The sequence below is a fragment of the Streptomyces rectiviolaceus genome (assembly GCF_039533825.1).
Taxonomy (GTDB): Bacteria; Actinomycetota; Actinomycetes; order Streptomycetales; family Streptomycetaceae; genus Streptomyces; species Streptomyces rectiviolaceus.
On record NZ_BAAAUG010000097.1, the window covers coordinates 14849 to 27378 of the forward strand.

At 68.0% G+C, this 12530-nt stretch carries 13 protein-coding genes; 6 read left to right on the top strand and 7 right to left on the bottom strand.

Annotation, left to right across the window (positions count from 1 at the left end; translation table 11 throughout):
- Positions 1-89 precede the first annotated feature (89 nt).
- Positions 90-440, top strand: a complete 351-nt coding sequence (locus ABD378_RS26645) for a PRC-barrel domain-containing protein (RefSeq protein ID WP_344524566.1) — start codon at positions 90-92, stop codon at positions 438-440.
- 49 nt (positions 441-489) lie between these two features.
- Positions 490-1545 carry a non-homologous end joining protein Ku gene (ku, locus tag ABD378_RS26650; RefSeq protein ID WP_344524568.1) on the top strand — a complete coding sequence of 352 codons (1056 nt, stop codon included), beginning with the start codon at positions 490-492 and terminating at the stop codon, positions 1543-1545.
- A 45-nt stretch (positions 1546-1590) separates the two neighbouring features.
- Here ku and ABD378_RS26655 read toward each other — a convergent pair whose 3' ends face one another.
- Positions 1591-2472 (bottom strand): SDR family oxidoreductase, encoded by an 882-nt coding sequence (locus ABD378_RS26655; protein ID WP_344524570.1) that lies wholly within the window; start codon positions 2470-2472, stop codon positions 1591-1593.
- A gap of 413 nt (positions 2473-2885) precedes the next feature.
- On the bottom strand, positions 2886-3698 hold the full coding sequence (locus tag ABD378_RS26660) for an SAM-dependent methyltransferase (protein WP_344524572.1): 813 nt from the start codon (positions 3696-3698) through the stop codon (positions 2886-2888).
- Positions 3699-3947: 249 nt separating this feature from the next.
- Here ABD378_RS26660 and ABD378_RS26665 point away from each other — a divergent pair, with 249 nt between their 5' ends.
- A complete protein-coding gene (locus ABD378_RS26665; RefSeq protein WP_344524575.1) occupies positions 3948-5321 on the top strand; it encodes a NucA/NucB deoxyribonuclease domain-containing protein in 1374 nt (457 codons plus the stop codon).
- A gap of 49 nt (positions 5322-5370) precedes the next feature.
- On the opposite strand, the gene ABD378_RS26670 is transcribed toward ABD378_RS26665, so the two are convergent.
- On the bottom strand, positions 5371-5955 hold the full coding sequence (locus ABD378_RS26670) for a DUF6461 domain-containing protein (protein WP_344524577.1): 585 nt from the start codon (positions 5953-5955) through the stop codon (positions 5371-5373).
- Between the two features lie 306 nt (positions 5956-6261).
- Here ABD378_RS26670 and ABD378_RS26675 point away from each other — a divergent pair, with 306 nt between their 5' ends.
- From ABD378_RS26675 to ABD378_RS26685, 3 genes are all read left to right on the top strand, one after another.
- On the top strand, positions 6262-6807 hold the full coding sequence (locus tag ABD378_RS26675; protein ID WP_344524579.1) for a pyridoxamine 5'-phosphate oxidase family protein: 546 nt from the start codon (positions 6262-6264) through the stop codon (positions 6805-6807).
- A gap of 84 nt (positions 6808-6891) precedes the next feature.
- Positions 6892-7587: a response regulator transcription factor gene (locus tag ABD378_RS26680; RefSeq protein ID WP_344524581.1), complete on the top strand. Its 696-nt coding sequence runs from the start codon at positions 6892-6894 to the stop codon at positions 7585-7587.
- Positions 7580-8686 (top strand): sensor histidine kinase, encoded by a 1107-nt coding sequence (locus ABD378_RS26685; RefSeq protein ID WP_344524583.1) that lies wholly within the window; start codon positions 7580-7582, stop codon positions 8684-8686. Before ABD378_RS26680 ends, ABD378_RS26685 begins: the two co-directional genes overlap by 8 nt.
- Here ABD378_RS26685 and ABD378_RS26690 read toward each other — a convergent pair.
- From ABD378_RS26690 to ABD378_RS26705, 4 genes are all read right to left on the bottom strand, one after another.
- A complete protein-coding gene (locus ABD378_RS26690) occupies positions 8658-9794 on the bottom strand; it encodes a formylglycine-generating enzyme family protein (protein ID WP_344524585.1) in 1137 nt (378 codons plus the stop codon). The genes ABD378_RS26685 and ABD378_RS26690 overlap by 29 nt on opposite strands.
- Positions 9795-9855: 61 nt before the next feature.
- On the bottom strand, positions 9856-10839 hold the full coding sequence (locus ABD378_RS26695) for an aliphatic sulfonate ABC transporter substrate-binding protein (RefSeq protein ID WP_344524587.1): 984 nt from the start codon (positions 10837-10839) through the stop codon (positions 9856-9858).
- Between the two features lie 87 nt (positions 10840-10926).
- A complete protein-coding gene (locus tag ABD378_RS26700) occupies positions 10927-11709 on the bottom strand; it encodes an ABC transporter ATP-binding protein (protein WP_344524589.1) in 783 nt (260 codons plus the stop codon).
- Positions 11706-12518 (bottom strand): ABC transporter permease, encoded by an 813-nt coding sequence (locus tag ABD378_RS26705; protein WP_344524591.1) that lies wholly within the window; start codon positions 12516-12518, stop codon positions 11706-11708. Before ABD378_RS26705 ends, ABD378_RS26700 begins: the two co-directional genes overlap by 4 nt.
- Between the last annotated feature and the right edge of the window lie 12 nt (positions 12519-12530).

Consider the following 12530-nt stretch of genomic DNA (forward strand, 5'->3'; position numbering starts at 1 on the left):
GGTGGCAGCCTTTCATCGCCGGACGTACGTTCAGCCCAAACTGGTGGATTTCTGTCACCGTGCCCGTCAGACGCGAGAGAGGAAGTTCCGTGAGCGAAGACATCTGGGGCTACCACCCCACCTCGGGGTACGAGCAGGGGGTCGACCTCACCGGCTACAAGGTCGAGGCCACCGACGGCCACATCGGGAAGATCGACAAGCACTCCGAAGACGTCGGCTCGGCTCACTTGGTTGTCGACACCGGGGTCTGGATCTTCGGCAAGCACGTCCTGCTGCCCGCGGGGACCATCAAGCGCATCGACACGGCCGAGAAGAAGGTCCACGTGAATCGGACGAAGGACCAGATCAAAGCCGCCCCGGAATTCGACGAGGCCAAGTACGGCAGCGAGCCCAGCTACCTGGAGCAGTTCGCCCGCTACTACAACCAGCCGCACATGTAGTCAGCGCTCGCCCAGGACCGGAGCGGAGTCGGATAGGGGTGACACAGACATGGCGCGTCCAGTGTGGAGCGGATCGTTGACCTTTGGTCTCGTGTCTCTGCCCGTCCAGATGTTCACCGCGACGGACAGCCATACCGTGCGCTTCCACCAGCTGCAGCGCGGCACGTCCGACCGGGTGCGCAACAGACGGGTGAATGAACGCACCGGCGAAGAAGTCCCTCTCGACGAGATCGTCAAGGCCTTCGATGCCGGTGACGAGTATGTCCTGATCGAGCCTGACGAGCTTGAGGACATCGCCCCGGGCCGCTCCAAGGCTCTGGAGATCACGGGGTTCGTCGATCTGGACGACATCGAGCCGATCTTCTTCGACAAGACGTACTACCTCGGTCCGAAGGGCAAGGAGTACACCAAGGTCTATGCCCTGCTCGAGAAGGCTCTTGCCGAGGCGGGCAGAGCTGGGGTCGCTACGTTCGTGATGCGCAATCATCAGTATCTGGTCGCGGTGAAGGCCGAGGCCGGGCTCCTCACGCTGCACACCCTGCATTGGGCCGACGAGATCCCTGACCCGCGCAAAGAGATCGACAACCTGCCGGGAAAGACGAAGGTCACCGGCCGTGAGCTGAAGATGGCACGTCAGCTCGTGGACACACTGCGTATCGAGTGGAAGCCCGAAGACTTCCACGACACCTACCAGGAGCAGGTGGCCGCTCTCATCGAGGCCAGGCGCAAGGGGGAGTCGGTCGAGAAAGCGGAACCCCCGGCCAAGTCCACCAATGTCGTCGACCTCATGGACGCTCTGAGGGCGAGCGTGGACCGGGCGAAGAAGCCATCGGGCGGAGGCGGCAAGAAGCGTGGCGACAGCAGTGCTCGGCCCCCGACGCAGATCAGTGATGCCGCCGCCAAGCGCCGGTCTGCCGGTGCCAGTAACGGTGCCGGTGCCGGGAAGCGGAAAGGGAAGACGCGAGGTCCGTCGCTCGACTCCTTGACCAAGGCCGAGCTCTACCAACGCGCCGCGGACGCCTCGGTCCCGGGCCGCTCCGCCATGAATCGGCAAGAGCTGCTCGATGCCCTCCGAGGGGCTCGGCGGCACCAAGCCACGTCCTGATGCCGCCACTCGCCACCTTCCTTGGCCACCGCGGCGCCCGACGGGTCAGGGGAGCGGTGTGCCTCCGGTGGCGTTCATGATCTCCGCGGTGATGAAGCTCGCGTGCTCCGACGCCAGGAACACGTACGCGGGGGCCATCTCCGCGGGCTGAGCCGGCCGGCCCATCGGCGCCTGCTTGCCGAACTCCTTGGTGTCCGGCAGCGTGGCTGGGATCAGCGGCGTCCACACCGGTCCCGGAGCAACGGCGTTGACGCGGATTCCGTTGGCGACCAGCATCTGGGCGAGGCCCTGGGTGAAGGTGACGATGGCGCCCTTGGTCATGGCGTAGTCGAGCAGGTGAGGGCTTGGTTTGTACGCCTGTACCGAGGTGGTGTTGATGATGGACCCGCCCGCGGGGATGTGCGGCACGGCCATCTTGCACAGCCAGAACATGCCGTACAGATTCGTGCGTACGACGCGGTCGAACTGCTCCGTGGGAATCTCCGCGATGCCCTGAGGCTGGGACATTTGGTACGCCGCGTTGTTCACCAGCACATCGATGCGCCCGAATTCCGTCACGGCTCGCTCGACCAGACGGCGGCACTGCTCCTCTTCCCGGATGTCGCACGGCACGGCCAGACCGCGGCGCCCTGCCTTCTCGACGAGGCGGGCCGTCTCCCGGGCGTCCTCCGCCTCCGTGGGCAGGTAGGTGAACAGGACGTCCGCGCCCTCCCGTGCGTAGGCGAGAGCGACGGCCCGGCCGATGCCGGAATCACCGCCGGTCACGACCGCTGCTCGATCCTGCAGGAGCCCGCTTCCCTGGTAGGACTCCTCGCCGTGGTCGGGTGGCGGGTCCATCGGGCCGGTCCAGCCCGGCGGTTCCTGGTCCTGCTGAGCGAACTCAGGCTGCGGATGCTTCGTCGTGGGGTCCTGCGGGGTCTCACCCATCTGCGCTCTTCCTTCCTGGGATCCGCTCTCTCCAGCTTGCTCCGCACCTCGCGGAGGCGCGAACGCCTGACACCGATCACTGCGTACGACCTGGGGGAACGTGAGCCATCGGAGCACCGGGTGTCCCGCGGACCGCTGTCCCACACATCCAAGTCCGCGGGGCGCCGAAAGAGGTCGGCCTGGGCTCAGCAGAGCATTGGTGTGGCCGCGGTCGCGTAGACCGCGAGCGTCGCCTGGCCCGCGCTCGAACGCGCGGGTACGCAGCAGTGACGCCGGTACGAAGCCGGTGGGGTTGGACCAGACGTGCAGGGCCAGTAGCGCGCCTGCCGCCAGTGCGGCGGCCACCGCCGGGAGCGGGTAGCGAGGGATGAGCACCAGCAGGGCGGCGCCCCGGCCGTCGACGGGGCCTTTGGTCAGGGCTTCAATGCGACTGCGCCGAACTGCGGGAGTACGGAACCGGAGTTGGGCTCGGCGTGCCACTGCACGCATGACACGAGGCCGGGGCTGACAAGGTTCAGGCCGTCGAAGAAGGACTCGATCTCCGCGCGGCTGCGGGCGGTGATCGGCGGGGTGGCGTTCTCGTTCCAGAACTTCATGGCCTCGACGTTGCCCTCGCCGCCGAGATCGGTGTCGGTGGTGGGGTGTGTCAGGGCGAGATAGCTGCCGGAGGGAACCGAGGCCATGATCCGGCGCACGATGTCCTGTGCCTCGCCTGTGTCGAGGACGAAGTTGAGGATGCCCAGCATCATGACCGCGACGGGCCGGTCGAGGTCGAGGGTTGCCGATGCGCCCTCCATGACGCTGTTCGGGTGGTGGACGTCGGCGTCGATGTAGTCGGTGGCTCCCTGGGGGGTGCCGGTCAGCAGGCTGCGGGCGTGGACGAGCACGATGGGGTCGTTGTCGACGTAGACGGTCCGGGCCTCGGGTGCGATCCGTTGGGCGATCTCGTGGGTGTTGTCCAGGGTCGGCAGTCCGGTGCCGATGTCCAGGAACTGCCGCACTCCGCGGTCGGCGGTCAGGAATCGGACCGCGCGGTGGAGGAAGTGGCGGTCGGCGCGGGCCACGTCCCGGATCACTGGGAACATCGTGGAGACCTGGTCACCGACCTGCTGGTCGATCTCGTAGTTGTCTTTCCCGCCGATCCAGTGATTCCACACTCGTGCGTTGTGCGCGACCCCGGTGTTCAGCCTGGCCGACACGTTTGACGGGTGCTGGCTCTCACTCACGTTCTCCCCTTTTCTCGCTCACCCACGAGGTGTTCCGGGTGAGCAGCCGCCGTGGTGGCAATGGATCGTGCTGCCATGGTGATGCACGTAGATCACGGCGTCCGGGGATTCGGCGTTCCCAGCCCGAGCCCCCGGCCCGAGCCCGAGCCCCAGCCCGGGTGTGGCAGTGGGCGTGGCATCATGATCACTTCTTTGGCGTGCTCATGATGAGGGGGAGCCGTGAGATCGGCTGCAAGGAAGTCCGCGCGGATGTTGGTCGGGAAGGCCGTGCGGCCGGTGCTGGCGACGGCGATGTCGGTCGCCGTACTGGCCGGTGCCGTGGCCTGCGGGCCCGATGGCGGCGGGCAGGAGGACAAGGGCGCGCAGGACGCCGGGGCGAAGGCCCGCAGCGGGCAGGTCGTCCAGGCCGCCGGTGCGGCGCCGAAGGCCCAAGAGGGCGGCGCGGTCAAGTTCGAGTTCGAGCAGGGCTGCAAGAAGGTCAAGGCGGCGCTCGAAGGGTTCCTGAAGAAGGGGCTCGACAGCATCGGCTGCTGGGACAGCGCGAAGCTGCCCGAGCCCGAGGTGAAGACGGCCTCCGAGATCGAGTCCCAGGCGGGCCGCCAGTGCCGGGCCCAGCCGGGCCGCTGGTTCTACACACGCACGGACGCCTGCGGCCGGGTGTCGCTCACGTACACCGTGATCGACCTCAAGACGAAGCGGACGACCGGCAGGGCCGTGTTCACGGCGACGCAGGAGATCCAGCTCGACCCCAAGGAGCACAACGGCAAGGCCTCCATCAAGGAGGGGCTGTGGCACACCGAGAACACGCTGCGGCTCGACGCCGCATCGGGATCGGCCAAGGGGCTGCGGGCGTCGTGGAAGACCGCTTGCGCGGGCGGCGCGTGCGCGGCCGACCGTGCGTGGTCCGGGTCGGTGCCGATCAGCAAGGGCCGGGTCCTCGACGGCGCCACCAGCCATGTGTGGAAGGGGGCCGCCCCGGTCCAGAGCTTCGGCGTGAAGAACACCGTGACCATCCTCGGCGCGGGCCAAGTCCTCATCTCCCCGGCCTGGTTCGCGCCTCCCATGAAGATCAGGTGCGACCGGACCTTCGGTGACTCCCGGTACCCGAGCGGCAAGAACGTCGGCTGCGTGTTCCCCCAGGCGGTGCCGACGATGAAGCTGCCGCTGCGCAACGCCGGACAGGCCAACGTCGCCTGGTCGATGCGGAACCTCAAGGGCCACTGGGGCTGGCAGGGCCGGGGCAAGCCGCTGACCCGCCTCGCCGACGAGGACAAGTCGGACGCCAACCGCAACAAGATCTGTCACGACGGCACCTTCAAGGCCGACCCACAGGTCCCCGACGACAGCTGCGACGAGTACCCGTTCGCCAAGACGCGGCAGAGCGGCGGGCAGCGGAAGCTGGCGGGCAAGGACTGCGCGGAGATCCGCCCCCACAAGGAGACCAGCGGCAAGCGCAAGGGTCAGTGGACCATCTACTACGTCAGCAACGTGACCCCGGCCAGTGAGTGCACCATCGGGCACGTGCCCAACCGGCAGAACGGCTCGGTCGGTGGCTCGCTGAGCGGCTTCTACCAGAAGCAACGGGTCATCGACGGCGAGAAGTTCTGGATCAGCGTCGGCTGACCGGCTGTACGGGGAGGGGAGCAGCCGTCCTGCCTCTCCCCTCCCCTCCTCACTCGTCGTACGCCGGAATCCTGGCCATCAGGCCGAAGGTGACCTCGTGCGGGCCCAAGGTGACCCCGGTGTAGTCGTGCAGCAGCGCCAGGGCACGCAGGTTCGGCGAAAGGCCGCTCTCCGGGTCGAAGAATCCTGCCCGGCCCATCTCCGGCACGAGCCGGTCGGGGTCCTCGCCCCGCTGCTCGTGCCGGAGTTCGGGTTGCCGCGTGTCGAACTTGGTGATCAGCGTCCCGTCCACCCAGTGCTCGACGAAGCCCAGCGAGTCGCCGTTGTAGCAGCCGATCAGCCGGGTGCCGCGCGATGCGGCCGCGAGACGTTCGTCGTCGAAGGCCCAGGTGCTCGCCGGCTCGAAGGCGAAGGCCCAGTCCCCGGCCACGCCGCCGTGCAGCGCGCCGAAGTCCCAGTAGTTCTCCAGAGCCTCGTCGCGCAGCGCCCCGACCTCGTCCGCGTCGTCCGGCTGCCGGATGCTCTCCGGCTCACCACCGATGCGTACGAGCACATCGTGGCCGGTCAGGCCCTGGACCAGGGTCAGGCTGTGCGCCATGTGCAGCTCGGCGATCCAGGCCAGCGGATTGGTCATCGTGCTGTGGCGAGGCGGTTGCCGCCCGAGCCGCCGCCGCAGCTCGACCTGAACCGGGCGAGTTCCTCAGCGGAGTTCATCGCTTCCCCGACTTCCCTTCGATCAGCTCCAAGGACTTGCGTGGCGTGTCAACCGCCGCACGCATGATCCCATAGCGCTCAGCGAGCAGCCTGACCTCGGGGGCCTCAACCGAGTGCCGACACTTCCTGGTCGCCGCCCCGGACGGCCGCGCCGCCGGGCAAGGCTGCGCAGCCTTCGTGCAAGAGCTGCGTAGCCTTCGTACAAGACGAGGGAAGGGAGTTCCGCATGACGCCGAAGCAGCCCAAGACCGAGCTCGACGCCCGCTACAGCGCCGCGCTCAACCCGCGCCCGGGCGCGGAGAACGTCACCGCCACCGACTGGGCCGAGGCCCAGCGCCGGCTGCGGGCCGCCGAGATCTTCTGGATCACCACGGTCCGGCCGGACGGCCGGCTGCACGTCACGCCGCTGATCGCCGCCTGGCACGACGGGGCGCTGCACTTCAGCACCGGGCCGGGTGAGCAGAAGGCGAAGAACCTGGCCGGCAATGCCCACTGCGCACTCACCACAGGGAACAACTCACTCTCCGATGGCCTCGACCTCGTGATCGAGGGCACGGCTGAGCGGGTGACGGATCCGGCGCGGCAGGCCGAGGTCATCGCCGCGTTCGAGGCGCAGTACGGGGACCACATCACCTCGCCGGAGGGGACGTTCCACGGCTTCGGCGACAGCATCCGCGAGGGCAAAGACCTGCTGTTCGCGGTGGCACCCGGCACGGCGTACGGCTTCGGGCACGACGGCCAGGTGTTCAGCCACACGCGCTACACCTTCTAGCGGGCGCCCGTACAGCGGACACGTCTTTGCGTACGACGGTCTTTGCATACGCCGGCGATATGGTGTGCTGCTTAGGCTGCAGACATGCGCGTACTGATCGTGGAGGACGAGCCCTACCTCGCCGAAGCCGTCCGTGACGGTCTACGCCTTGAGGCGATCGCCGCCGACATCGCCGGTGACGGAGACTCCGCCCTGGAACTGCTCAGCGTCAACTCCTACGACCTCGCGGTCCTCGACCGCGACATCCCCGGCCCGTCCGGCGACGAGGTCGCCCGGCGCATCGTCGCCTCCGGCAGCGGCATCCCGATCCTCATGCTCACCGCTGCCGACCGCATCGACGACAAGGCTTCCGGGTTCGAGCTCGGCGCCGACGACTACCTCACCAAACCGTTCGAGCTGCGGGAGCTCGTCCTGCGGCTGAGGGCGCTCGACCGAAGACGCGCGTACGCCCGGCCCCCGGTCCACGAGATCGCGGGCCTGCGGCTCGACCCCTTCCGCAGGGAGGTCTTCCGCGACGGACGGTATGTGGCGCTCACCCGCAAACAGTTCGCCGTGCTGGAAGTCCTCGTCGCCGCGGAGGGCGGAGTCGTCAGCGCCGAAGAGCTGCTGGAACGGGCCTGGGACGAGAACGCCGACCCCCTCACCAACGCCGTACGCATCACCGTCTCCGCACTGCGCAAACGGCTCGGCGAACCATGGATCATCGCCACGGTGCCAGGCGTCGGCTACCGCATCGAGTCAGCACCCGGCACCGGACGTGAGGGAGGAGACCGTGGGTAGAGCGCCTGGATTGAGTGTTCGCTTCAAGCTCACCCTCAGCTACGCCGGCTTCCTCATGCTTGCCGGCGTCCTGCTGCTCGCTGCGGTGTGGGTGTTCCTCCTGCGTTATGTCCCCGAGCGTGCGCTGATCATTCCCGGATCCACCGGCGCCCCCATGACTGATGGCGTCTTCCCCATCCGGTCCGTCCTCCTGCGCGTTTTCGCTCCGAGGGCAGCCGCAGTGTTGGCGTTCCTGCTGGTGTTCGGCCTCGTGGGAGGGTGGATTCTCGCCGGCCGGATGCTCTCACCACTCACACAGGTCGCGGATGCGGCACGGATGGCCGGGGACGGCGCGCTGTCCCACCGGATCCGCATGCAGGGCCGTCAGGACGAGTTCAGTGAACTCTCCGACGCGTTCGACTCGATGCTCGAACAACTCGAGTCCCAGGTCGCCGAACAGCAGAGGTTCGCCGCGAACGCCTCCCACGAACTGCGCACCCCGCTGGCGATCTCGCGGACGCTCCTCGACGTCGCCCGCAAGGACCCCACGCGGGACCGGGGCGAACTCATCGAGCGCCTGCACGCTGTCAATACGCGGGCGATCGACCTCACCGAAGCCCTCCTGCTGCTCAGCCGCGGCGACCGCGGAAACTTCACCCGCGAGAGCGTCGACCTCTCCCTCATCGCCGAAGAAGCCGCCGAAACGCTGCTTCCCCTCGCCGAGCAGCACCGGATCACGCTCGACGTCACCGGCGTTGCGGCCCGGACCAGTGGCTCCGCGGAGCTCCTGCTGCGGATGGTGACGAACCTCGTCCAGAATGCCGTCGTCCACAACCTCCCCGCCGGTGGCACCGTGACGGTCCACACCGAGGCGCACGGCGACACGAGTGTGCTGCGGGTGGAGAACACGGGCCACCCGCTCCCACCGGAGTTGGTATCGACCCTGACCGAACCCTTCACGCGGGGAACGGAACGCGTGCGCACCGACGAGCACGTCGGCGTCGGCCTCGGCCTCGCCATCGTGAAGAGCATCGTCCGCGCCCACGAGGGAACCCTCGCCCTCGCCCCCCGCCCCGCGGGCGGTCTCCTCGTCACGGTCCGGCTTCCCGGCACGCCATAGGAATCGCCCCCGAGCGGGTCTCACCAGATCCGATGTCCCAGGCCATACGAAAGCCAAGGTTGCCCGCGGAGCTGTCGATCGTGTTCGCGGTGCGGGCGGCGACGCGATACCGGTTGCAGTACGAGTCGTGGCAGAGGTAGGAGCCGCCTCGCATCGCGCGACGGTTGGGATCGTGGTCCTGCCAGCGGTCGGAGGACCACTCCCAGACATTTCCCGCGACGTTGTAGAGGCCGAATCCATTGGGGACGAAGACGTGCACGGGAGCGGTGCCGGCGAAGCCATCGGCTTCGTCATTGCGGAACGGGAAGGTGCCCTGCCAGATGTTGCAGCGGTGCTCCCCGCCCGGCGTGAGTTCGTCGCCCCAGGGGTAGCGGGCCTGGTCCAGGCCCCCGCGTGCGGCGTACTCCCATTCAGTCTCGGTGGGCAGTCGCCCGCCGGCCCACCGGCAGAAGGCGGTCGCGTCTCGCCACGTCACGTGGATCACGGGATGGTCCCAGCGGCCGTCCAGTTGGCTGCCCGGCCCTTCCGGTCTGCTCCAGGCGGCGCCTTGGACGCCGCACCACCAGGGGGTTTCCGGCGGGCGTGGTGACGTCTTGCGCAGGGGACCCGGCAGGAACTTCGCGAACACGTAGCTCCAGCCGAACTCCTCCGCCTCGGTGAGATAGCCGGTCTGCTCGACGAAGGCCGCGAAGCGGGCGTTGGTGACCGCGTAGGCGTCTATGGCGAAGGGCGAGACCGATACATCGCGGACGGGCCCTTCGCCGTCACCGGGGTTCGCGTCCGCGTCCTCGCTGCCCATGCGGAAGGTCTTCCCGGGGAGGGTGATGCGGTCCGCGTACTCCGCGTACTCCGCGTACTCCGCGTACTCCGCGTACTCCGCGTACTCCGCGTACTCCGCGTACTCCGCGTACTCCGCGTACTCCGCGTACTCCGCGTACTCGGCGTGCGGAGGGCGGCGCGCGGCCGTGGTGGAACGAACGCCTCCTTCGGGCGTGTTGGGGGTATCGCGTGCCTGCGCGTTCGGGCCCGGCTGCGCGCGGGAGGGGGCGCAGCAGCTCTTCTTGTTCGGTTGCGTGCCGTGTCCTGCGATGTCGGCGATGCCGCTCATGGCTGTCCTGCGGATGTCGTCATTGGCTGGGGGAGGCTGTTCTCCGGCCCGTGGTCGAGGGCTACTTGCCGTACGCCTGCCGGTAGAGGTCGCCCGTGTAGTACTCATTGGGGTCCGCGTTGTCGTCCAGCTGCTCGTTGCGGACGAAGAAATCGCCCAGCTTCTTCAGCCACTCGTTCACCTCGCCGCTCTTGGTCTTCGCGGCCAGATCCTTGGTGGAGAGGGTCTCGACGTGAGAGGCGTCGGCCTTGGCCTGGGCCTCAGTCACCTGGAGCATCTTGGCGGTGAGCGTGACGGTCTCCTCGGGGTGTTGCTTGCGCCAGTCGTTGGCTTGCTGCAGCACCTTGATGACCTTGCTGTTCTTCTCCTCGGGCACCCTGTTGCCGGCGACGAACGCGGTGGGGAAGGCGTCCCCGGTGTCCTTGGTGCTGGCTATCTCCTCAAGTCCCGGGACCTTCTCCTTGATGGTGTCGATGGCGGGGTAGAAGAAGCCGGCCCCGTCGATCCTTCCGGACGAGAAGGCGGAGACGATGGTGGACGGGTCCATGTTGACCTTGTCGATGTCCTTCGCGGTCATCCCGGCCTTCTCCAAGGCGATGTTGAGGACCATGTCGCCGGAGGTGCCCTCGGGTACGCCGACTCGCTTGCCCTTGAGGTCCTTCATGGACCCCATGCCGGGCTGACCGATGACCCGGTCGGCGTACGTCAGGGTGTTGATGGCGACGACCTTGGCCTTGCCGGAGGCAGGCAGCCACATCGCGCCGGGACCGATGTAGCCGTAGTCGAGGTCGCCCGCGCTGAGTGCCTGGATCTGCACCGGACCGTTGTTGAACGGCTTCACCTGCGCGGTCAGGCCCGCCTTCTTCCACAGCCCCTGCTTCTCGGCGATCGCAAGCAGGCTGGCACCGTTGTAGTCACCGATGTAACCGAACCGGACCGTGCTGTTGTCCTCGGAAGCACTGCCGGAGCAGGCGCTGAGGGAGAGCGAGAGCATGAACGCGACGGGCAGCGCCGTGACGGCGTGCCTGTTCGTGCTTCTGGGCATGCTGGGATGTCCTCTCGGAGCGATGCGCGGGTGGTCGTGCGAAGTGCCCGGGGCGAGGGCGACGGCGAGGGCTTGGGTGATGGCCTGTCAGGCGGCCCGGGGCGGCGCTGCTTCCTGGTGGTACACGGAGGTCCACACCTCGTTGCGAATGTGCCGGAACTCGGGCGAGAGCCGGATCTCCTCGGTGCGGGGGTAGGGCAGATCCACGTCGATGACGCGGTGGATGCGGCCGGGCTTGGCGGCCATGACGACGACCCGGCTCGCGAGGTAGACGGCCTCGTCCACGTCGTGGGTGATGAACAGCACGGTGCGCTTCTCCTGGCTCCAGGTCCCGAGCAGCTGGTCCTGCAGCTGCACCCGGGTCAGGGCGTCGAGTGCGCCGAACGGCTCGTCCATCAGCAGCACTTGGGGATCGACCGCGTACGCGCGGGCGATGGCGCAGCGCTGTTTCATCCCGCCGGACAGTGTCTTGGGCAGGGCATCGGCGAAGTCGCTCAGGCCGACGAGGCCGATGGCCTGATCGGTGCGCCGGCGTCGCTCCGCAGTGGGTACGGAGGCGAGCCTGAGCCCGAACTCCACGTTCTGCCGCACGGTCAGCCAGGGGAACAGGGCGTACTGCTGGAAGATGACCCCGCGGTCGGGCCCGGGTCCCGACACCGGCGTGCCGTCGACCAGGACGCGGCCCGAGTCCGGCTCCTGCAGCCCTGCGGCCATGCTCAGCAGGGTGGACTTGCCGCAGCCGGAGGGGCCCACGACGGTGACGAACTCCTGGTCCGCGATGTCCAGGCTCACCCCGTCGAGGGCGGTGAAGGTCGCCCCCTTCAGCGGGAAGGTCTTCACCACGTCGCGGAAAGAGATCTTGCTGTTCATCGTCGCTCCTGCCAGCCGGTGAGGCGTCGCTCGGCCAGCAGCAGTAGCCGGTCCATGATGAGCCCGAGCACACCGATCGTGATCAGGGACACGAAGATCGTGTCCATTTCGAACCAGGTGGACGCCTTCTGCATCCGGTAGCCCAACCCCTCCTGCGCGCCGATGAGTTCGGCGGCGACCACGGTGGCCCAGGACGCCCCTAGGCCGATCCGCATGCCGACGAGGATGAAGGGGGTGGAGGCGGGGACGACCACCTTGGCGAAGATGGTCCGGTCCGAGGCGCCGAGCACCCGGGCCGCGTTGATCAGTGTCTTGTCCACGTCGATGACACCCTGGAAGGAGGAGAGGACGCAGGCCATGAACGAGGCCAGGAAGATCACGGCGATCTTCGGCACCTCACCGATCCCGAGGAGCACGACCGCGAGCGGAATGAGCGCGAGCGGCGGGATGGTGCGGAAGAACTGGATGTACGGCTCGACCAAGGCGCGCACGGTGGGATACCAGCCCATGAGGAAGCCGACCGGCACGGCAGCGGCCACGCCGATGGCGTAGCCGAGGAAGACCCGGCGCAGGCTGGCGAAGGTATCGGACGCCAGGGTGCCGTCGGAGATCATGGTGCCGGCCTTCTGCGCCACCGCCGTCGGCGTGGGCAGGTTCTCGACCAGGCCCAGGGCGGCCACGACGCCCCACACGGCGATGCCTGCCGCCACGGCGACGGCGTTGAGGACCAGGGGCCGGTGCCGGGAGCGGCGCGGTTGCTGCTGCCGTCCATCGGCGGCGGCCTTCTCGACGGGAGTGATCACAGCCATGGGTTCCTCGCT

What these genes read in the sequence shown, in the direction of transcription:
- ku (WP_344524568.1), top strand. Translation starts at nt 490, where the DNA reads ATGGCGCGTCCAGTGTGGAGCGGATCGTTGACCTTTGGTCTCGTGTCT.
- ABD378_RS26655 (WP_344524570.1), bottom strand. Translation starts at nt 2,472, where the DNA reads ATGGGTGAGACCCCGCAGGACCCCACGACGAAGCATCCGCAGCCTGAG.
- ABD378_RS26665 (WP_344524575.1), top strand. Translation starts at nt 3,948, where the DNA reads ATGTTGGTCGGGAAGGCCGTGCGGCCGGTGCTGGCGACGGCGATGTCG.
- ABD378_RS26670 (WP_344524577.1), bottom strand. Translation starts at nt 5,955, where the DNA reads ATGACCAATCCGCTGGCCTGGATCGCCGAGCTGCACATGGCGCACAGC.
- ABD378_RS26675 (WP_344524579.1), top strand. Translation starts at nt 6,262, where the DNA reads ATGACGCCGAAGCAGCCCAAGACCGAGCTCGACGCCCGCTACAGCGCC.
- ABD378_RS26680 (WP_344524581.1), top strand. Translation starts at nt 6,892, where the DNA reads ATGCGCGTACTGATCGTGGAGGACGAGCCCTACCTCGCCGAAGCCGTC.
- ABD378_RS26690 (WP_344524585.1), bottom strand. Translation starts at nt 9,794, where the DNA reads ATGAGCGGCATCGCCGACATCGCAGGACACGGCACGCAACCGAACAAG.
- ABD378_RS26695 (WP_344524587.1), bottom strand. Translation starts at nt 10,839, where the DNA reads ATGCCCAGAAGCACGAACAGGCACGCCGTCACGGCGCTGCCCGTCGCG.
- ABD378_RS26700 (WP_344524589.1), bottom strand. Translation starts at nt 11,709, where the DNA reads ATGAACAGCAAGATCTCTTTCCGCGACGTGGTGAAGACCTTCCCGCTG.
- ABD378_RS26705 (WP_344524591.1), bottom strand. Translation starts at nt 12,518, where the DNA reads ATGGCTGTGATCACTCCCGTCGAGAAGGCCGCCGCCGATGGACGGCAG.